15 protein-coding genes and 1 tRNA gene are annotated in these 19,696 nt (G+C 72.2%); 8 read left to right on the top strand and 8 right to left on the bottom strand.

Annotated elements, in window-relative coordinates; translation table 11 throughout:
• Positions 1-64 precede the first annotated feature (64 nt).
• Entirely contained in the window at positions 65-1,822 is a 1,758-nt protein-coding gene (locus tag J2S43_RS08655) for a DUF4832 domain-containing protein (RefSeq protein WP_306828255.1), read from the bottom strand.
• Between the two features lie 306 nt (positions 1,823-2,128).
• Here J2S43_RS08655 and J2S43_RS08650 point away from each other — a divergent pair, with 306 nt between their 5' ends.
• Positions 2,129-3,553, top strand: a complete 1,425-nt coding sequence (locus J2S43_RS08650) for a hypothetical protein (RefSeq protein WP_306828254.1) — start codon at positions 2,129-2,131, stop codon at positions 3,551-3,553.
• Positions 3,554-3,562: 9 nt separating this feature from the next.
• On the opposite strand, the gene J2S43_RS08645 is transcribed toward J2S43_RS08650, so the two are convergent.
• Genes J2S43_RS08645 through tdh form a run of 3 tightly spaced genes read right to left on the bottom strand, consistent with a single transcriptional unit; the run spans position 3,563 to position 6,704 of the window.
• A complete protein-coding gene (locus tag J2S43_RS08645; protein WP_306828253.1) occupies positions 3,563-4,465 on the bottom strand; it encodes a LysR family transcriptional regulator in 903 nt (300 codons plus the stop codon).
• A gap of 17 nt (positions 4,466-4,482) precedes the next feature.
• Entirely contained in the window at positions 4,483-5,673 is a 1,191-nt protein-coding gene (locus J2S43_RS08640) for a glycine C-acetyltransferase (RefSeq protein ID WP_306828252.1), read from the bottom strand.
• 2 nt (positions 5,674-5,675) lie between these two features.
• Positions 5,676-6,704, bottom strand: a complete 1,029-nt coding sequence (tdh, locus tag J2S43_RS08635) for an L-threonine 3-dehydrogenase (protein ID WP_306828251.1) — start codon at positions 6,702-6,704, stop codon at positions 5,676-5,678.
• Positions 6,705-6,878: 174 nt separating this feature from the next.
• Between tdh and J2S43_RS08630 the strand changes: the two genes are divergently transcribed.
• Positions 6,879-7,748 carry a fumarylacetoacetate hydrolase family protein gene (locus J2S43_RS08630; protein ID WP_306828250.1) on the top strand — a complete coding sequence of 290 codons (870 nt, stop codon included), beginning with the start codon at positions 6,879-6,881 and terminating at the stop codon, positions 7,746-7,748.
• Here the strand turns inward: J2S43_RS08630 and J2S43_RS08625 are convergent, their stop codons facing one another.
• A complete protein-coding gene (locus J2S43_RS08625; RefSeq protein ID WP_306828249.1) occupies positions 7,749-8,927 on the bottom strand; it encodes an aminotransferase class V-fold PLP-dependent enzyme in 1,179 nt (392 codons plus the stop codon).
• An 87-nt stretch (positions 8,928-9,014) separates the two neighbouring features.
• Here J2S43_RS08625 and J2S43_RS08620 point away from each other — a divergent pair.
• The 3 genes from J2S43_RS08620 (at position 9,015) to J2S43_RS08610 (ending at position 12,866) form a co-directional block, all read left to right on the top strand.
• Positions 9,015-9,088 (top strand) — tRNA-Gln (locus J2S43_RS08620).
• Between the two features lies 1 nt (position 9,089).
• Positions 9,090-11,090, top strand: a complete 2,001-nt coding sequence (locus J2S43_RS08615) for a hypothetical protein (protein WP_306828248.1) — start codon at positions 9,090-9,092, stop codon at positions 11,088-11,090.
• 306 nt (positions 11,091-11,396) lie between these two features.
• A complete protein-coding gene (locus J2S43_RS08610; RefSeq protein WP_306828247.1) occupies positions 11,397-12,866 on the top strand; it encodes an ATP-binding protein in 1,470 nt (489 codons plus the stop codon).
• A gap of 19 nt (positions 12,867-12,885) precedes the next feature.
• Here J2S43_RS08610 and J2S43_RS08605 read toward each other — a convergent pair whose 3' ends face one another.
• The 3 genes from J2S43_RS08605 to J2S43_RS08595 all read right to left on the bottom strand — a co-directional run bounded on the left by J2S43_RS08605 (position 12,886) and on the right by J2S43_RS08595 (position 14,847).
• Positions 12,886-13,665: a helix-turn-helix domain-containing protein gene (locus J2S43_RS08605; protein WP_306828246.1), complete on the bottom strand. Its 780-nt coding sequence runs from the start codon at positions 13,663-13,665 to the stop codon at positions 12,886-12,888.
• Positions 13,666-13,830: 165 nt separating this feature from the next.
• Positions 13,831-14,481, bottom strand: a complete 651-nt coding sequence (locus J2S43_RS08600; RefSeq protein ID WP_306828244.1) for a DUF4360 domain-containing protein — start codon at positions 14,479-14,481, stop codon at positions 13,831-13,833.
• Positions 14,482-14,565: 84 nt separating this feature from the next.
• Complete coding sequence (locus J2S43_RS08595) at positions 14,566-14,847, bottom strand: hypothetical protein (RefSeq protein ID WP_306828243.1); 282 nt, start codon at positions 14,845-14,847, stop codon at positions 14,566-14,568.
• A gap of 60 nt (positions 14,848-14,907) precedes the next feature.
• On the opposite strand from J2S43_RS08595, the gene J2S43_RS08590 reads away from it, so the two are divergent.
• From J2S43_RS08590 to J2S43_RS08580, 3 genes are all read left to right on the top strand, one after another.
• Positions 14,908-15,552 (top strand): DUF4360 domain-containing protein, encoded by a 645-nt coding sequence (locus J2S43_RS08590; RefSeq protein ID WP_306828242.1) that lies wholly within the window; start codon positions 14,908-14,910, stop codon positions 15,550-15,552.
• A gap of 285 nt (positions 15,553-15,837) precedes the next feature.
• Positions 15,838-16,452: a GOLPH3/VPS74 family protein gene (locus tag J2S43_RS08585; protein WP_306828241.1), complete on the top strand. Its 615-nt coding sequence runs from the start codon at positions 15,838-15,840 to the stop codon at positions 16,450-16,452.
• A 231-nt stretch (positions 16,453-16,683) separates the two neighbouring features.
• The gene (locus J2S43_RS08580; RefSeq protein WP_306828239.1) at positions 16,684-19,683 is read left to right on the top strand and encodes a hybrid sensor histidine kinase/response regulator; all 3,000 of its coding nucleotides are present in this window, start codon (positions 16,684-16,686) and stop codon (positions 19,681-19,683) included.
• Positions 19,684-19,696 lie beyond the last annotated feature (13 nt).

Here is a 19,696-nt window from a genome sequence, read left to right as displayed (position 1 = left end):
AGGGTACGGGTACGCGCCGGCGGCGACCCGGACCGGCGCGGGTGCACGCCGGTCCGGGGAGGGCTCAGCCGACGGTGACGGTGGCGCCCAGGCGGTTGAAGCCGGTGGACGGCTCCCAGGTGCCGGTGTTCGCGGTGCGGATCGCATACTCGGGGCGGCCGGGCAGCTGCGGGTCCGGCAGGCCGAGCAGCAGCTCGTAGGAGCCGGGCGCGAGCGTGGCGGGCAGCGTGAGCGTCTCGGCGACGGTCGCGCCGGCGCCGGCCGCCCAGCGGCGCGGATCCGCGGCCAGCGGCAGCCGGGTCACCGCGCCGGTCGAGGTGGCGCGCAGGATCAGCTCGGCACCGCGCGGGTTGATCGGGGCCGCCCAGCCGTCGTTGCGGACCGTGAGACTGACCGGAAGGGCGCCGCCGGGCGTGGCCGTCTGCGGGTAGGTGCCGTCGACGAGCGTGAACCGGTAGCCGAGCTGCCGCTCGATCGTGGTCAGGCAGCCGCCGGTGCGGAAGCCGTCGATCACGGCGGGATGGTAGTCGTGGTTGAGGTAGGTGTAGTGGAACCGGGCCATCTCCGCGGTCGCGGTCGGGCACTGGGTGCGGGCCGGGTGCACCGCGCAGGTCTCGCCGCCCATCGCGGTGTACCGGGTCTCGGCCGCCAGGTACGGGTACTCGACCGCGGTGTCGGTGTAGGTGCCCTGGTCGGTCGCGTCGGCCAGGAAGCAGTCGTTGTGGTGGCCGGTGCGGGCGGCCGCCGACCCGTCGTAGGCCTGCGCGTCCGTGAGCGCCGCGGTGCCGTACATCGTGCGCTTGAAGTTCGGCGTGCGCAGCTGCACCATCCGGGTCGCGGGCAGCACCTGCAGGATCTTGTCGTGCACGGCCTTGCGGTTGGCCCGGTCGGCCGCGGTGACGACGCCGTTGTTGCCGAAGTTCTGCGTGTAGTAGCCCTCGCCCCACGCGCCGACGAACCCGGACTGCATGACCTCGATGACGTCCGCGTTGCGCTGCAGGTAGGGCGCGAGCTGGTCGAGGTGCGCGAGGACCCGGTCCGTCGGGGCGTCGGCGCCGTCCGCCGAGTCCGTGTAGGCGAACCGCAACACCATCTTCACACCCGCCGCGCGCACGGCGTCGAACTGCTTCTGCAGGTGTGACAGCGTCGCCGCGTCGATCGGCCCGGCCCGGAACCCGCGCAGGTAGAACACGCACATGACCAGGGAGATCTTCGCGTCGGTCCGGTACGACCGCAGGGTCGCCTCGCTGAACGCGGACGAGTCACACTCGCCGGCGTGCCGGTACAGGCCCCGCTCCGGGTTCGCGATGATCTCGTCGGTCGCGGTGTAGGTGACCGTGGCGCCCGCTCCCCCGGCGGGCGGCTCCGCCCCGTACCCCTGGGTGATCTTCTCCGATGTCTGCTCCGGCGACTCGGCCTGGAAGACCAGGTCCGTCTCCCCCGGCGTGGCCGTCTCACCGATCGCGGCGCGCGGCAGCGTCCAGGTCGCGACGCCGTCCGCGTGCGTGTGCACGACCGCGGTGACCGGCGTCCAGCTCCACCCGGACCCGCCGTGCTGGTAGAGCGTCGCGTTCTCCAGCAGGAAGTCCGCCCCGGCACCCCCTTGCGCGAACCCGGTGCTCGCGTCCCGGTCGGTGTCGATGTAGACCCGGGTGAACTCGGGCGTCCCCGCATAGGCGAACCGGTAGGTCACGTCCGTGGCGGTGCTGGTGGCGGACGGCTCGGTGATGGACGCGTTCGCGGTCGCGGCCAGGACGACGCCGAGACCGGCGGTCAACGCGAGCGCGAGCCCGCCGCCGAGCCATCGAAGCTTCGAGGACATGCGGAAAGGCCTTTCTCTGCCGTGACGGGCCGCACGCCACGTGCCGGCCACAACCCGCTCACCGACGCGACAACCGCGCCTGAGCCCAAAACGCCCCGCCGCCACTCCTCCGCTGCTCACTGTGTCCCACGCCACAGTATCGAAGAACCTTCTGAGGACTCCTGACCGGCCGGGCGAGCGCCCCCGGCCGGGCGGCCAACGCGCGACGGTCTCCATGAAGACGCGAATCGGGCGGGTCTCCCTCGTACCGCGAGGACGATCTGCCGCGAAGCCTCAGGAGACGAGCCGGGTGGACGACGGTTCGGCGTGAACTATCCCTGGACGGCCTGGGCCGACGCCGCTGCCGACGATGACCGGTTCGGCCTGATGCTGACGTTGCTGGACGCCGTGCCGGCGGAGGAACAAGATCGTGATTTGACGGTACGGAGGGCGGCGCTGCTGCTGCACGACGGCCGTGCCGGTGAGGCGATCGCGGCGCTGCGCGGCGTCGGCGTGGCCGAGCTGCCGGACGGCCCGGAGACGACGTTCGGGCACCTGGTGCTGGCGGCCGCGCGTGCCGCGGGCGGGGACCGGCCGGCGTACCGGTGGCTGATGGTGTGGGCCGGGCGGATCGACGGTGAGGTGAGCGTCTGTTATCTGGTCGCGGTCGCCGCCACCGGTGTCGGTGACCGGGAGACCGCGGATCTCGCCTGGCACACGCTCGCGACCCGGTACGGCAAGGTCACACCGCTGACCGTCGCCCGGTACGCCGCGGCGAAGGTCGCGAAGCGTGCCGACGGCGACCCGGCGCTCGCGGTCGCGCTCGCGGCGATGGAGCTGCACCACCTGGGCGTGCCGGTGGACCGGGATCCGGGTCCGGCGCTGGAGGCGGCCCGTGACCTGCGGGCGCGCGGCGACCACGAGGGTGCCCGGCTGCTGCTGCACGCGGTGCGGCGCCGTCTGCCGGCGGTTCCCGCGCTGGACGCGGCGCTGGCCGAGCTCACGCCGGCCGGTGCGATGCGCCGGCACCGGATCACGGTGGTGGCGATGTGGTCGCTGGTGCCGCTGCTGGTGCTGCCGGTCGTCTGGACGGTGCACGTTCCCGCGCCGGCCGCCGGGCTGGTCGTGCTGGCGGCCCGGCTGGCCTGGGAACGGTGGGTGCCGATCCCGGGGCTGAGCCGTGCGGACAGCGCGGTGTGGCGGGCGTTCCGCGCCGTCGGCTACGACCCGTTCACCGACCCGACGGCGCCGCCGCCGAAGGACCAGAAGGGCTACTACGGGCTGGCCGGGCTGCTCGGCCTGATCTTCTTCGGGATCCCGCTGTCGCTGGCCGTGGAGCGGCTGGTCCCGGACGGTGCGATGCGCACCGGCCTGTACCTGTTCGTCTGCGCCGGCGTCGCGGCGCTCGGCTACCTCGGCGCCCGGCGGGCCCACCACTGGCTGCGGGCCCGTGCGCACGCCCGCCGGCGGGAGCAGGAGCGGCACGCACGGCTGGCCGAGGCCCGGCGCTGTCACTGCTGGCGGATGCAGGGCTGCTCGGGCGAGTTCGCCGACGAGTACCTGCGGCACCACCTGCGGGCCGAGCCGTTCGACGACGCGCCGCCGGCCCTGCGCGGTAAGGCATGGCTGGGCCGGTGCGCGGCGACGGACACGGTGTGGCTCGCCGTACCGGGCAGCCGTGGCCTGCTGCTGCGCGGTGCCGTGGCGCCGCAGCCGAAGGACCGTCCCGAGTCGGTCGGCATGTACCTCTGACGCTCCGGGTCAGCTGGCGGTCGCGTCGGTGAGGGCGGTGAGGACGGGGTGGATGAGGGGGTGTTCCTCGGCGCCTCGGCGGACGGCGGCGAAGACCCGGCGGGTGGGGGCGGTGCCGTCGACCGGGCGGACGGCGAGGCCGCTGGGGTCCTGGCCGCGCAGGGCGGAGCGGGGGACGAGGGCGACGCCGGCGCCGGCGGCGGCGAGGGCGACCACGGCGCGGAAGTCGTCGGAGGAGTGGGCGATCATCGGCTGGAAGCCGGCGACCTCGCAGGCCATGACGACGACGTCGTGGCAGGGGTTGCCGGGATACGGGCTGATCCACGGCTCCTTGGCCAGGCCGGCCAGCGGGACCGTGTCCGGTGCGGCGAGCGGGTGACCGGCCGGCAGCACCGCGTCGAACGGTTCGGCGTAGAGCGGCACGTGGGTGAGGCGGGGGTCGTCGGCGGCCGGTGCGCCCCGGTACTCGACCGCGATCGCGACGTCGACCTGCCGGTCCAGCACCAGCGGGAGCGCGACGTCGCCCTCGGCGTCCTGGACGCGGATGCGGATGCCGGGCGCGGTGGTGGCGAGGCCGGCGATCGCGGGTGCGACGACGCGGACGATCGCGGTGGCGAACGAGGCGATGGTGACCGTGCCGGCCGTGCCGGAGTCGAACGCGGCCAGCTCGGCCTCGGCGCGTTCGAGCTGGGCGAGGACGGTGTTGGTGTGGGCGAGCAGGATCTCGCCGGCCGGGGTGAGGCGCACGCCCTTGGCGCCCCGGTCGACCAGCCGGTGGCCGGTCTCCTGTTCGAGCGCGGTGAGCTGCTGGGAGACGGCGGACGGGGTCAGGAACAGCGCCGCGGCGGCGGCCGTCACCGTTCGGTGATCGGCCACCGCCCGGAGGATGTGCAGGCGTCGGACGTCGATCATGTCCGGACGATTGTCGCTCAGTCCCCCAGCGCCGCGCGGGCGGACACGAACGCGGTGACGGCGCGCTCCACGTCCTCGGCCGAGTGGGCGGCGGACAGCTGCACCCGGATGCGGGCCTGGCCCTGCGGTACGACCGGGTAGGAGAAGCCGATCACGTACACGCCGCGGTCCAGGAGCAGCTGGGCGAGCCGGTCGGCCTTGGCGGCGTCGCCGATCATGACGGGTGCGATCGGGTGGTCGCCGGGGAGGATGTCGAAGCCCTCCTCGACCATCCGGCGGCGGAACAGCTCCGTGTTCGCGGTCAGCCGCTCCCGCAGCGAGCCCGCGCCCTCGATCAGGTCGAGAACGGTCAGCGACGCGGCCGCGATGACCGGGGCGAGCGTGTTGGAGAACAGGTACGGCCGGGAGCGCTGGCGCAGCAGCGCCACGATCTCGGCGCGGGCCGCGACGTAGCCGCCGGACGCGCCGCCGAGCGCCTTGCCGAGCGTGCCGGTGATGATGTCGACGCGGTCCATGACGCCGTGCAGCTCCGGGGTACCGCGGCCGTGCTCGCCGACGAAGCCGACCGCGTGCGAGTCGTCGACCATGACCATGGCGCCGTAGCGGTCGGCGAGGTCGCAGATCTCGCGGAGCGGGGCGACGTAGCCGTCCATGGAGAAGACGCCGTCGGTGACGATGAGGGTGCGCCGGGCGCCGCCCTCGGCCGCGGCGGCGAGCTGCTTCTCCAGGTCGGCCATGTCGCGGTTGGCGTAGCGGAAGCGGCGGGCCTTGGACAGCCGGATGCCGTCGATGATCGAGGCGTGATTGAGCGCGTCGGAGATGACCGCGTCCTCGGCGCCGAGGAGCGTCTCGAAGACGCCGCCGTTGGCGTCGAAGCAGGAGGAGTAGAGGATCGTGTCCTCCTGGCCGAGGAACGCGGACAGTCGCGCCTCCAGCTCCTTGTGCACCTCCTGGGTGCCGCAGATGAACCGGACCGAGGCCATGCCGTAGCCCCAGCGGTCCAGCGCCGCGTGCGCGGAGGCGACGACGCGGGGGTCGTCGGCGAGGCCGAGGTAGTTGTTGGCGCAGAAGTTGAGGACGGCGTCGCCGGTGGTGACGGTGACGTTCGCCGACTGCGGGGTGGTGATCACCCGCTCGGACTTGTGCAGGCCGGCGGCCTTGATCTCGTCGAGGGTGGCGCGCAGGTCGTCACGCACGGAAGTGAACACGGTCAGTTGCTCCAGTCCAGGATGATCTTGCCGCTGCGGCCGCTCGCGGCGTCGGCGAACGCGGCCTCGAAGTCACGGAAGCCGTACCGGCCGGTGATCACGGGCGCCAGATCAAGACCGCCCTCCAGCAGTACGGACATCGAGTACCAGGTCTCGAACATCTCCCGGCCGTAGACGCCCTTGATGGTGATCATCGAGGTGACCAGGCGCGCCCAGTCGATCGGGAACTCCTCGGCGGGCAGTCCGAGCATCGCGATCCTCCCGCCGTGCGTCATGTTCGCGATCATGTCGCGCATCGCCGCCGGGTGGCCGGACATCTCCAGGCCCACGTCGAAGCCCTCGCGCAGGCCGAGCCGGCGCTGACCGTCCGCGATCGTCGACTCGGACACGTTCAGCGCGAGGCTGACGCCGATCTTGCGGGCCAGGTCGAGGCGGTCCTCGCTGACGTCGGTGATCATCACGTGCCGGGCGCCGGCGTGCGTGGCCACGGCCGCGGCCATCAGCCCGATCGGCCCGGCGCCGGTGATCAGCACGTCCTCGCCGACCAGCGGGAACGACAGCGCGGTGTGCACCGCGTTGCCGAACGGGTCGAAGATCGCGGCCACGTCCGGGTCGACCGGGACGCGGTGCACCCAGATGTTCGTCTCCGGCAGCACCACGTACTCGGCGAACGCGCCGTCGCGGCCCACGCCGAGACCGACCGTGGCCCGGCACATGTGGCGCCGCCCGGCCAGGCAGTTGCGGCACTTCCCGCACACCAGGTGGCCCTCGCCGCTGACCAGGTCGCCGACTGCGACGTTGGTGACGTTCCGGCCGATCTCGACGACCTCACCGGTGAACTCGTGGCCGATCACCATCGGCGTCCGGATCGACTGCCGCGCCCAGCCGTCCCAGGCCCGGATGTGCAGGTCGGTGCCGCAGATCCCGGTCCTGGCCACCTTGACCAGCACGTCGTCCGCACCGACCGCGGGCTCGGGCACGTCCGCGAGCCACAGACCGGGCTCGGCTCTCTCCTTGACCAGTGCCTTCACGCGTCGGCTCCTCATCGGCCGGAAGTGGGGTGATTCGGAACCAATGTTCACCATTGTTCCCCTGCCGGTCTATCGAGGATTTCTTAAGCCGGGCCGCAGCACAGCTTCACGCGCGCGCCGCGGACACGCGAGAGGATTGACGCGGCGCACGTCCCCCACGGTGAAGGAGTCCGCATGCTGATCATTCGGTACGAGACGGCCGGGGCCGTTCACGTCGGCGTCGCCGAGGACGACGGGACGGTGCGGCGCCTCGGCGTACCCTCGCTGGGGTTGCTTCTGGCCCTTCCGACCGACGAGATCCGGTCCGTTGTGGAGCGATCCGGGCCGGCCGAGGACGGTGCGGTGAAACGGCTTCCGCCGGTGGACGGGCAGACCGAGGTGTGGGCCAGCGGCGTCACCTACGTCCGCTCGCGTGCGGCGCGCCGCGAGGAGAGCCAGGCCCCGGACGTGTACTCGCTGGTCTACGACGCGGAACGGCCCGAGCTGTTCTTCAAGAGCGCGGCCTGGCGGGTCTGCGGCGACGGCGAGCCGATCGGGATCCGGCCGGACTCCGCCGTCGACGTCCCGGAGCCGGAGCTGGCGCTGGTGCTCAACGCGACCGGCCGGATCGTCGGCTACACCGTCTGCGACGACGTCTCGTCCCGGTCGATCGAGGGCGAGAACCCGCTCTACCTGCCGCAGGCCAAGGTCTACGCCGGCTCGTGCGCGCTCGGCCCGGGCATCCGGCCCGCGTGGGAGGTCCCGGACGCCACCGCGCTCGGCATCGGTGTCGTGGTGCGGCGCGGCAGCGGGGTCGCGTTCGAGGGCACCACCTCGACGTCGCTGCTGCACCGCACGCTCGACGACCTGGCCGCCTACCTGTTCCGGAGCATGCACTTCCCGGAGGGCGCGATCCTGTCCACCGGTACCGGCCTGGTCCCGGCGCTGGACTTCACGCTCCACGAGGGCGACGTCGTGGAGATCACCGTCGACGGGGTGGGCACGCTGACCAACCCGGTGGTCGCGGCCACCCCGGCCGCGTTCGCCTGGCTGGCCGCGCGCTGACTATCCGTTGAGGACGTCCACGACCCGGTCGGCCTCGCCGTCGGTGTTGAAGTAGTGCGGGGACAGGCGCAGGCACCACTCGACACCCTTGTCGGTGAAGTCGAACCGGGCGTGCTCGCGCCGCGTCACCGAGCAGTTGATCCCGGCGCCGGTCAGCCGCGCCCGCAACGGCTCCGGTGCCGCGCCCGCGACCGTGAACGTGACCAGCGCGCCCAGCTCCGGCCCGCGGTCCAGGACGCGGAAGCCGTCGATCTCGCGCAGCCGTTCCCGCAGCGACGCGGCCAGCCCGAGCGCCCGCCGGGAGCCCTCCGGCACGCCGACCCGGCGGGCGTAACGGATCGCGGCGGTCAGCCCGAGCAGGCCCGCGTACGGGAACTCCCAGTCCTCGAACCGGGCCGCGGACGCCACCGGCTCGTAGCCGCCGGCCTCGGTCCAGCGGGCGCCGCGCATGTCGATGAACAGCGGCTCGTACCCGGCCTTCAGCACTCGCTCCGAGACGAACAGCAGGCCGGTGCCGCGCGGCCCGCGCAGGAACTTGCGGCCCGTCGCGGTGAGCAGGTCCGCGCCGATCGCGGTCACGTCCAGCGGCAGCTGCCCGATCGACTGGCACGCGTCGACCAGGTACAGCAGGTCCAGTTCCCGGCAGTGCCGGCCGATCTCCGCGACCGGCGCGATCAGCCCGGAACTCGTCGGCACGTGCGTGACCGCGACCAGCCGGGGCCGGTGCGCGCGCATCAGCGCGGCCATCGCGTCCACGTCCACGCCACCGCCGGGCGCGTCCGGCGCGTGCACCACCCGCACGCCGCGCCGCCGGTGCAGCGACAGGAACGCGATCTGGTTGGAGATGTAGTCGTCGCGGGTGGTCAGCACCACGTCGCCGGGCGCGAAGTCGATCGCGGACAGCGCGGTCGCGTACGCGTGCGTGCTGTTGTTCGCGAACGCGATCTCCTCCGGCCGCGCGCCGAGCAGCGCCGCCGCCTCGGTGTAGAACGCCTGGATCGCCTCCGCGCGCGCGTCCGCGGCCTCGTAGCCGCCGATCTCCGCCTCCAGCCGCAGGTAGTCGATCATCGCGTCCAGCACCGGAGCCGGCGGCAGGCTGCTGCCCGCGTTGTTGAAGTGGACGACCCGCTCACAGGCGGGGGTGTCGGCCCGCAGCGCGGCCACATCGAGATTCGCCATACGCGACGATAACAATCGATACCCTGCGCGGTACGGCGAAAATGCGAGGCGGCCGGTGGGACGGCTGACTATGGTCGGAACCGACGACGGCGTGTAGCTCAGCGAGACAGAGCACCGGGCTCTGGACCCGGAGGGCGCAGGGGCGGGTCCTGCCACGTCGGCATGGAACAGGTATCGGCCGGATATGCGACCGGGCAGCTCGCGGCGGCGTTCGTCACCGCCGCCACGCACGAGGATCCCGCGACCCGGCGGCGGGCCGAGGAGCGCGTGCGGCGGTGGTCGCTGGTGCTGTCCGGTGGTCACGCGCACGGCTCCCGTACCCCCGTGAAGCGTTTTCCCGCCTGGGTCACGCTGGACGTGATGCGGGGCGGTTTCGCGACCGGGGAACCGGCCGCGGGCGGGCCGCTGCGCCCGCACGAGGCGCGTTTCGGCTCCCGGGCGGCCGCGTTCGCCCACTACCTGACCGACGCCGGGCTGGCCGAGCTGCACGCGCTGCTCGACAGCGGCGACTACCGCATCGACGTGCCGGAACAGGGCGCGCTGCCGGCCGTCGCGTCGCTGCTGCGCGCCGGTGACCGCGCGGCCGCGCTGGACGTGCTGGACGCGATCGGGCCGTTCGCGGACCGGCTGTGTTTCACGCCGGTACCGGAACGGCCGGTGCTGCGTGCGCCGGACGTGGTGTGGCGGGCCGGGGCGGGCGAGGTCGGCGCGCAGCTGGCCGCGCGGACGGAGAATCCGCGGGTCGCGGCGCAGCGGGAGGCGCTGACCGTGTGGAATCCGCTCGCCGACGAGTTCCTGACGCTCTGGCTCGACTTCGACGCCGGCCGGGCCCGGGACCTGCTCGCCCGGTACCGCGAACTCGCGGCGCGGCACACGCGCAGCCGCAAGCATCTGCGTCGCAAGGAGAACCTGTACATCCTGCGGACCGCGGCCGAGCACGCGGTCGCCGGCCGGGAGCTGACGCCGCGGCACGCGGGCCTGCTGCGCGTCGCGATCGCGGCGATGACGGCGAAGCGCGGGCGTCCCGGCTCGCCGGAGCACACGGCGCTGCGCACCGCCCAGGCCCGGCACGCGGGGCTGCCCGGTCACCACCAGCTGGCCCACGCCGTGGCCGCGCGGCTGGACCGGCTCGACCCGCGGTCCGGCGTGGCCGACACCGACGCGGTCTGCGCGCCGGTCCACGGCACGCCGGTGCCGGACTCGATCCGCCGGGTGGTCCGGCGCGCCACCGCCGGGACGATCCCGGAGCTGATCCGCGCCCGGGTGGTGCCGTCCGCCGAGGTCCTGGCCCGGCTCACCCCGCAGATCACGTCCGTGGTGGAGGCGTCCGGATACTCCGATCCGGTGCTGATGGCCGCGGTCTACCGCGCGTTCCGCAACCGCCGGTCGCTGCTCCTGCTCGACTACGCCCACCAGGTGCGCATCGGCGAGCTGCCGTGGGTCGCCGCGCAGCGCACCACCGGCCCGGCCGGCCGGGACGAGACCGTGCGGCGCCTCGGCAGCTACTACCTGACCGGCTTTCCGGGGACGATCACGCCGAATCCGCTGGTCGCGGAGCTGTCGACGCTCTCCCCCGGGCTGCCGTGGGTGGAGGAACTGGCCGCGGACATCTTCATGGGCGGGTTCACGCCGAAGTTCGGCCGGGCCGCCGCGCTGGCCGGTGAACTGCTCGCCGGCAGCCTCTACCAGCGGTACTACGGCGTCGACTGGTCCCGGGCCGGCAGGGACTTCGCCCGGCACTGCCGCGAGCGGGCCGGGTCGCCGCGTGGTTCCGTCGCCGCGAACGGCGCCGTCATCGAGCAGGGGCAGATCGTCACCACGCACAACCTGGCCACGCTCGCGTACGCGGCCGGGGCCGTGCCGGAGGACGGCTGGCGGGCGGCCGCGGACGGCGCGTTCGGCACCGTGCTGCGGCTGGCCGCCCGCCCCGCCGGCCTGCGGACCCGCAAGGACATCGCGTACGCGTGGCGGCAGGTGGTCTTCTTCCTGTCCGTGCCCGGCGCCGGCGACCCGCAGGACGCGATCGCCGCGTTCCACGGCCGGCTCGCGGCCGGCCCCGGCCGGCTCCGGGAACGAGTCCTGCCGGTCGTGACCGGCCTCGCCGAGGTGGCAGCCGGTGCGCACGGCATCGATCCACTGCTCGGCTGGGTGACGCGCCGGTAGGTCTGGCGGCCGTGTCAGCGGGGATTCAGCGCTAGCCTGCCGTATTGCCCTCGAGACCCCGGGGCACGTTCCCGACGACGGTCAACGTCGCCCGCACCCCCCGCCGCCCACCTACCGGCCACCGGCCGACGGCAGCTGCCTCCAGCACGCCTTCGTCAGCTGACCACCGGCATCCAGGGGTACGGCCGAGGCCGTGCCCCCTGAATGAAACCGTTGCGCCGGGGCACTGAAGGCACCCGCTCGGTTACGGAAGTATAGTTCCGGGAACTATACTTCTGTAACTCGCAGTCATGAAGGGGTACGGCCTTGGACAAGCCATCGCGCATCTTCGGACGGGCCCGCGAGTGGGACGGCCTCGCCGCCTTCGCGACCAGACCCGTCGGCGCGACGGCGGGCGGCGCGTCGCTCGGTGTGGTGAGCGGCCGGCGTCGCCAGGGCAAGAGTTTCCTGCTGCAGGCACTCGCCGAGGCGGCTGGAGGCCTGTATTTCGCGGCCACCGAAGCCACCGAGGCAGAGTCGCTGCGCCTGTTCACCGAGGCACTCACGCGGCACACCCGCGAGGTCGTCCGTGCTCCGTTCCGGGACTGGAACGATGCGATCGCGCATCTGTTCCACAGTGTCGGCGACCGCCCGACCATCGTCGCGATCGACGAATTTCCGTTCCTGTCCAAGTCGTCACCGGCGCTGCCCTCGATCATTCAACGCGAACTCGGGCCCGGCGGCAGCGGACGGACGAGCTCGGCGCGACTGGTGCTGTGCGGGTCAGCGATGTCGGTCATGGGAGGCCTGCTGGCCGGGCAGGCACCGCTCCGCGGCCGGGCCAGCCTCGAACTCATCGTGCAACCGTTCCGGCACCGCGAGTCGGCCGAGTTCTGGGGTATCACCGACCCCAGGCTCGCCGTCCTGGTGCACGCGGTCGTCGGCGGCACCCCCGCCTACCGGAACGAGTTCACCCAGGGGGACGCCCCGGACACGATCGAGGACTTCGACGCCTGGGTGATCCGGACCGCCCTGAATCCACAGACACCGCTGTTCCGGGAAGCGCGGTACCTGCTGGCGGAGGAAGCGGCCATCCGTGACCCGGCCCTCTACCACTCCGTGCTCGCGGCGATCGCCACTGGCCACAACACCAACGGCGGGATCGCGAACTTCATCGGCCGGAAGACGGATCACATCACGCACCCGCTCAACGTCCTGGAGGACTGCGCCCTGATCTCCCGCGAACCGGACCTGCTTCGGTCGGGCAGGGTCCGCTATCGCATCGTCGAACCGCTGATCACGTTCTACGAGTCGATCATGCGTAACCGCTGGGCCGAACTGGAGATCCACCGCGCCGAGCAGGTCTGGACGACGACCCGGCAGACCTTCCTCACCCAGGTCGTCGGCCCGCACTTCGAGGCCCTGTGCCGGGCCTTCGTCCTGGAGTCCGGCGGCAGCCTCTTCGCCGAGCATCCCGCGGAGGTCGGTTCCGGCACGGTCAACGACCCGGCGAACCGTACCCAGATCGAGATCGACGTGGTCGCGCTGTCCGCACCGCAGGCGAACAGCCCTCGTCGCATTCTGTCCCTCGGCGAGGTGAAATGGGGTGAGGTCATCGGACACCACCATCTGCAGCGTCTCGCGACGGCACGCGATCTGCTCCGCCCGAAGGGCTACGACACCGACGACACGGTGCTCGCGCTCTACGGCGGCAATGGATTCACCGCCGAGCTGGAGGCCGCCGCGGTGACGGACGACCGGATCCTCCTCGTCGACCTGAGCCGCCTGTACTCCTGAGGCCAGCAGGCGGCTCGCTTCAACGGCCGCCGAGGGTCGGCCGGCCGGGCGAGGGTGGGGCGGTCGGTGGGCATGCGGCCGGGGCGGTGCAGGTGGGGGTGCCGTCGCGGCCGGGTAGGAGCAGGATCAGCACGGTGAGGGCGGCGATCAGGACGCCGGCCAGCACCGCCAGTGCGGGGGCGCGTGCCGAGGCGATGAGCCGGCCGCCGGGGTCGCGGACCGGCGCGGCCACGCAGGACAGTCCGGACACGACGCTCTGCTGGTCGATCGCGGTGCCGCGCTCGCGGATCGCGGCCCGGGCGCGCCGCCATTCCAGGTCCGACATCGGCGGTGGCGGGCCGGTGTCGTCGCGTTCGGCGAGCAGCATCTGCCCGGCGGCGGTGACCAGCGGATAGGTGGCCAGGCCGGGATCGAACAACAGTCGTTCGCCGGCGACCACCGATGACACGCAGGTGATCTCGCGGTCGCGCAGCACCGACATGCCGACGGTGCAGCCGGTCTGCGCGGCCAGTGTCCGGGACGGCTCGTGTGCCGCGGCGCGGAGCCGGCGGGCCCGGGCGCGCCGGTCGCTGAGCAGGGCCAGGGTGTGCCCGATCCGGTATCCGCCGCGGATGCGCTCGACCGCGCCGAGGTCTTCGAGCTGGTCGAGGAGCCGGTAGGCGGTCGCCTTGGGCAGGCCACTGAGCCTCGCCACCGCCGACAGCCCGGCCGCCTCCACCTCGGACAGCGCGTCCAGCAGGCGGAACGCGCCCTCCAGTACTCCGCGACCGCTCGCGTCGGCCGGGTGTGTCCGTCCCATCGGCCTCACCCCCCACCCAGCTCACCCCATCGGGACGGGGAAACCCCTCAACCGACAGGACGAAACCCGCCGCGGGTACGGCCGGCGGCCGCACCCGGGCGGTGGAACGGCGCCGGTCGCGGCGGGTTCCGTGGGATCCGCCGCGACCGGGAGATGCGCAGGGTTTCAGCACTGCGTCCAGCTGAAGTTGAACAGCGTGTCGACGTCGCCCTCGCTGGAGTTCATCGACATGCTGCTGGTGTAGCCGGACGTGCCGGCGTCCACCCGCAGCTCGGTGTTGATGTTCAGGACACGCTGCGCCGTGCAGGGCGTGTAGATCAGCGCCGGAGCCGCGTCCCTGGTGCTCCAGTAGCCGCTGAACGGGCCGTAGAAGGTCTCCGCGGTGCTGCTGTTGTCGGACGACCCCTGCCAGTAGTAGTTCGTGCGCTGCAGTCCGGTCGCGCCGGAGGCGAGCCGCGCCCGGCCGCGGTAGTCGGCCTCCGCGACCGCGAAGGTCCAGCCGGCCGGGACCGTGATGAGGACGCCGATCTGGCAGTTCTTGCGGCGGTCGACGAGCGCGGCGTTGCCGCCGGCCTCGGCGACGAAGTCGTAGTACCTGATCCGGAAGCCGGACTTGTCGGACTTGGTGGCCACCCATGCCGTGCCGGGGGCGCAGCCCGAGCCGCTGGCGGCGATCACTTCGACGGTGACGGCGCCGTCCGGGACGGCGGCGACCGCGTCGTCGTCCGCGTGTGCCGGCGCGGACAGTGGCAGGGCGAGAACCGTGCCGAGTGCGGCGAGAACCGCAATCCTCGCGCCGGTGGGCCTTCTTCTCATTGCATTCCTCTCAGTTCAGTTCCACTATCAACCGGTGCCTCGCGGATCCCCATTGCCGACTCCGGCGCACCTCGCACCGCCCCATCAAGATTGCGATGATGGGGTACGTAACCGCTCCGGCCGACTGTCGTCTGAGAATGTATGCCCGGCGGCACCCTTCGCACAAGCATCGAAGTAGATCAATATCAAAAGTTCCACTGCATGGTGCATGAAACCAGTTCGGCGCGTCGTCGCGGCTTCGATTTCGCGATCAATGTGACGCTCGGCGGGCGTTTGCGGGGTAAATATGGCGACATTCCGCACGACAATTCCCGCGCCATACATTCGCCACGAAATTCGATCACAAAACAAACCATTGACGGTCATCTATGTTGCATTTACCGTTGTGCCGCGCGCGCTCTGTCATTCACATCCGGAGGGAGTTCCATGCGTAAACTGCTGCAAGCCGGAACCGTGCTGGCGTTGATCGCCACCTCACTGATCGCGGGCTCGCCCGCGTCCGCCGGGAACATCGTCGACGACCCGCCGACCGACCACATCGTCATCGACCTCGTCGCGATGGCCGGCTCCGGCTGCCGGCCCGGTTCGGCCGCCGTCGCGGTCTCGCCGGACAACACCGCCTTCACCGCGATCTACAGCGACTACCTGGCCCAGGCCGGCCCGGGCATCGCCACCACCGAGGGCCGCAAGAACTGCCAGCTCAACGTGCTGGTGCACGTGCCACAGGGCTTCACCTTCGCGATCACCAAGGTGGACTACCGCGGATACGGCCTGCTCCAGACCGGTGCGGTCGCCTCCCAGCGAGCCAACTACTACTTCCAGGGCATGACGCAGAGCACCTACATCAACCACCCCATCGGCGCACCCCTCGACGACAACTGGATCGCCAGCGACGAGGTCCCGATCGCCGCGGTCGTCTGGCACCCGTGCGGCGAACTGCGCAACCTCAACATCAACACCGAGCTGCGGGTCTCGAAGGGCACATCGACGGTGGCGAGCTTCCTCACGATGGACTCCACCGACGGCAGCATCTCCACCACCTACCACTTCGCATGGCAGCGCTGCCGGTGACGCAACCGGCATGACGGTGGCGAGGATCGCCGGTCACCGGCGATCCTCGCCCTCGGCGGCTTGGTCCAGTCCCTCCGTGACCCGCACGACCGGCTACGCCGGGTCACCGCGGGCGGGGCAGCCGGTGTCCGGGGAACGAGGCGGGGCGCCGCCCACCTGCCGGGCGCTGGTCCGCCACGCCCGGCGCGCCCCGGGAGCCGGCGCGCGGGTCCGCCGCGGGTGGGATCGCACTGTCCTACCGCGGGCGGACGCCAGGGCGCGGACCGGTGCCATACCGTTCCGATCATGACGATGTCGCTGGCCGAGGAACTGGTCCTGATCGCGTACGACACCGACGGCACCGCGTGGGGCACCGGCACCGCCGTGGACTTCGCCGTCGCCGGCGCGCACCTGATGGAACTCGCGCTGGCCGGCCGGATCGCGATGCGTGACGGCCGGATCGCCGTGCTCGACCCGGCACCGACCGGCTCGCCCCTCGCCGACGCGGCGCTCGCCGTGCTCGCCGCCGACCCGAAGCCGCGCCGGCCGAAGGAGGCGGTGAACCTGCTGTCGAAGAAGGCACTGCAGCCGGTCCTGGACCGGCTGGTCGAATCCGGCGTCATGGAACGGCACGACCAGAAGGTGCTGCTGGTCGTCCCGTTCACCCGCTACCCATCGCCGGGCGGGGTGGAGCACCCCACCGAGACCGAACGGCGCCGGCTGATGCACGCGGCCGTCACCGACCCGCACGCCACACCGGACGACCGCACGCAGGCGCTGGTCGCGCTGGTCACGGCCGCGGACTGGCACCGGCGCGCCTTTCCCGGCCTGCCGAAGCACACGATCCGCCCGCGCTTCACCGGCGTCCTCGACGACCTGCGGACCGCCGTCAGGGGCGCGATCGCGGACACCTACTCGTGACCGCCGGCGCCTCCTCCCACGTGACCCCGCGCGCGGAGTCACGTGGCTCCTGACTCGTCCACACCGCCTCATCGATCTACCGCCATATCCGTCTATACACGGCTGAATCGTGCCAAAATCGTCGGTGGTATCCCGGGACGTCCCGTACCTCCACCGGGTGGCGGCCGACCGACCACGACGTGCGCCGGGGCCTCGGAGAAAGAGGCGAGGTCTCCGATGATGCTTCTCGCGGTGACAGCGGTGTACGCGGCGATCTTCGCGTGGATGGCGTACAGCTATCTGCGGCGGCGGGACCCGCTGATGCGCGACGTGATGTGGATGTTCTCGTCGGTGGCGATGCTGTTCGTACTCGGCGTCATCCGCGTCTTCGCCGGGATGCCGCCGCGCGTGGTGATGGGCCTGTTCGTGGCGCTGCTGCTGGCCAAGCCGGTGTTCACCTTGCGGCTGGTGGGCCGGCTGCGGTCGATGCCACCGGGCTGGCTGGCCTTCGCGACGGCCGCGTGGGTCCTCAGCGCGCTGCCGGTGATGGTGTCCTCGACCGCGCCGTTGCCGCGGGCGGTCGTCTGGGCCGCGGTCGCGGTGTTCTTCGGCGCGGAGATGGTCGCGGCGTGGCTGCTGGCATCGCAGGCCCGGCGGCGCGGGGGCGCCGCCCGCACCCGGCTGTGGTGCGCCGCGGTCGCCACCGGCCTGTTCGGGATCGCGCTGCTGGTATCGGCCGGCGGCCACTCGGTCGCGGTGCACTCCCGGATCCTCGCGCTGATCTCCGGACTGCTGTATGTGCTGGCGTTCGTGCCACCGCTCGGGCTGCGCCGGGCGTGGGCCTCCGGTGCCGCGTACGCGATGGCCCGCCGGCTGCTGACCGTACCCACGGACGCGCCGGCGGCGCAGACGTGGCGGCAGTACTGCGCCGGCGCCCGGCAGGTCCTCGGCTCCGACTCGGTCGCGGTGCTGCTGCCGAACCCTAACGGCCGGCTGCGCGTGCTCGGCCAGGACGAGGCGCCGCTCATCGGCGATGTCAGCGACCGCGACGTGGACGAACTGCTCGCACCGCCGTTCACGATGGACGCGCTGGCCGGCTGGACCCGCCCGCCCGCCGTTGCCGTCGCGCTGGCGACGGCCAGCGGCACGAGGTTCGTCACCGCGACCCCGGTCGCCACTCCGGAGGGCCGCGGCGCGCTGGTGATGCTCAACCGCTTCCGCACCCTGTTCGCCGACGACGACGTCTCCCTGTTCACCGAGCTCGGCACGCAGGCGGCCATGCTCGCGCAACGGGCCACCGTGCTGGCCGAACGCAAGCGCCTCGCCGTGATCGTCGAGTCCTCGCACGACGCGATCATCGGCAAGTCCACCGACGGTGTGATCACCAGCTGGAACGCCGGCGCGGAACGCCTCTACGGATACCACGCCACCGAGACCGTCGGCCGGCACGCGGCGATGCTGTTCCCGCCCGGCCAGGAGGAGACCGAAGCGCACCTCATGCACCGCATCGCCGCAGGTGAACGCATCGACCTCGACCACGTGCCGCGCCGGCGCAAGGGCGGCGAGATCATCACCGTCGCGCTGACGCTCTCCCCGATCACCGATCCGGACGGGCACATCACCGGCGTCGCGTCGATCTCCCGGGACGTCAGCGAGCGACAGCGGGCCGAGTCGATGTTCCAGGGACTGCTGGAGGCCGCACCGGACGCGATGCTGGGCGTCCTGGCGGACGGCACGATCACGCTGACCAACGCCCAGACCGAGCGGCTGTTCGGGTACGCGCGCGACGAACTGCTCGGCCGCAACGTCGATCTGCTGGTGCCGGAGCGAATGCGCGCGCAGCATCCGGCCCAGCGGGCACACTATTTCGCCGACCCGAGGCCGCGGCCGCTGCGGGGCGGGGACGCCCTCACCGCCCGGCGCAAGGACGGCTCCGAGTTCCCGGTCGAGATCAGCCTCTCCTCGCTGGAGTCGGACCAGGGCATCATCGTCTCCGCCGCGATCCGGGACGTCACCGAGCGGCTGATCGCCCAGGCCGAACGCGAACGGCTGATCGCCCAGGCCGAACGGGACGCCGCCGAGCGGCGCGCGCAGCACACCCGCCGGCTGGAGAGCCTCGGACAGTTGGCCGGCGGCGTGGCCCACGATTTCAACAACATCCTCGCGGTGATCGGCAACTACACCGAGATGCTCATCGACGCCCTCGGCGACACCGACCCCGACCTCGACGCCGCCCGCAACGACCTGCGCCAGGTCGCCCGGGCCGCCGAACGCGCCACCCAGCTGACCAAGCAGCTGCTGGCGTTCGGCCGCCGGGACGTCACCAAGGCCCAGACGCTCAGTCTGAACCACGTCATCGGTGACGTCGAGCAGATGCTGCGCCGCACCCTCGGCGAGCACATCCACCTGATCGTCCAGCTCGACCCCGGCCTGTGGACGATCCACGCCGACGCCGGCCAGCTGGAGCAGATCCTGGTCAACCTGGCCGTCAACGCCCGGGACGCGATGCCGTCCGGTGGCACCCTGTCCATCGACACCGGCAACGCCGAGCTCGACGGTGAGGACGACGGACACCTGCGACCCGGCCGGTACGTACGGCTGCGCATCAGCGACACCGGAACCGGCATGCCGCCCGAGGTCATCGAACGCGCCTTCGAACCGTTCTACACCACGAAACCCCGCGGCTCCGGCACCGGACTGGGCCTGGCCACCGTCTACGGCATCGCCACCGCCACCGGCGGCGACGTGCAGCTGTACTCCGAGGCCGACATCGGCACCACCGTCACCATCCTGCTGCCCGCCAACGACCGTGCCGGCGCACCTCCCGCCGACGACACGACCGGGCCCGGCACCGCGCCGGTACGGGCGACCGCGCACCAGACGATCCTCATGGTCGAGGACGAGGACGCCCTGCGGCAGATCGCCGGCCGCATCCTCACCCGCGCCGGCTACCAGGTGCTGTCCGCCGACGGCGGCGAGCAGGCCATCCACCTGGCCCAGACCCACCCCGGGCCGATCGACCTGCTGCTCACCGACGTCATCATGCCGAAGATGATGGGACACGAGGTGGCCGCCCGGGTCACCGCCATCCGCCCCGGAACGCCCGTGCTCTACATGTCCGGCTACGCCGAACCCGTCCTGACGGACAACGGCACCCTCCCCGACGGCGTCGTCATGATCGAGAAGCCGTTCACCCGCCGGGACCTGCTGCACCGCGTCGGCGAGATCGTCCACCAGCACGCCGTACGCTGATCGTCACCGGCCG

Source organism: Catenuloplanes nepalensis (assembly GCF_030811575.1).
In the GTDB taxonomy this organism is placed as follows: Bacteria; Actinomycetota; Actinomycetes; order Mycobacteriales; family Micromonosporaceae; genus Catenuloplanes; species Catenuloplanes nepalensis.
This window is presented reverse-complemented; position numbering and strand designations above follow the sequence as displayed.

Bases quoted from the DNA above. Each gene is read 5' to 3' on its own strand.
- J2S43_RS08655 (WP_306828255.1), bottom strand. From the start codon at position 1,822: ATGTCCTCGAAGCTTCGATGGCTCGGCGGCGGGCTCGCGCTCGCGTTG.
- J2S43_RS08645 (WP_306828253.1), bottom strand. From the start codon at position 4,465: ATGATCGACGTCCGACGCCTGCACATCCTCCGGGCGGTGGCCGATCAC.
- J2S43_RS08630 (WP_306828250.1), top strand. From the start codon at position 6,879: ATGCTGATCATTCGGTACGAGACGGCCGGGGCCGTTCACGTCGGCGTC.
- J2S43_RS08625 (WP_306828249.1), bottom strand. From the start codon at position 8,927: ATGGCGAATCTCGATGTGGCCGCGCTGCGGGCCGACACCCCCGCCTGT.
- J2S43_RS08615 (WP_306828248.1), top strand. From the start codon at position 9,090: ATGGAACAGGTATCGGCCGGATATGCGACCGGGCAGCTCGCGGCGGCG.
- J2S43_RS08605 (WP_306828246.1), bottom strand. From the start codon at position 13,665: ATGGGACGGACACACCCGGCCGACGCGAGCGGTCGCGGAGTACTGGAG.
- J2S43_RS08600 (WP_306828244.1), bottom strand. From the start codon at position 14,481: ATGAGAAGAAGGCCCACCGGCGCGAGGATTGCGGTTCTCGCCGCACTC.
- J2S43_RS08595 (WP_306828243.1), bottom strand. From the start codon at position 14,847: ATGACCGTCAATGGTTTGTTTTGTGATCGAATTTCGTGGCGAATGTAT.
- J2S43_RS08590 (WP_306828242.1), top strand. From the start codon at position 14,908: ATGCGTAAACTGCTGCAAGCCGGAACCGTGCTGGCGTTGATCGCCACC.
- J2S43_RS08585 (WP_306828241.1), top strand. From the start codon at position 15,838: ATGACGATGTCGCTGGCCGAGGAACTGGTCCTGATCGCGTACGACACC.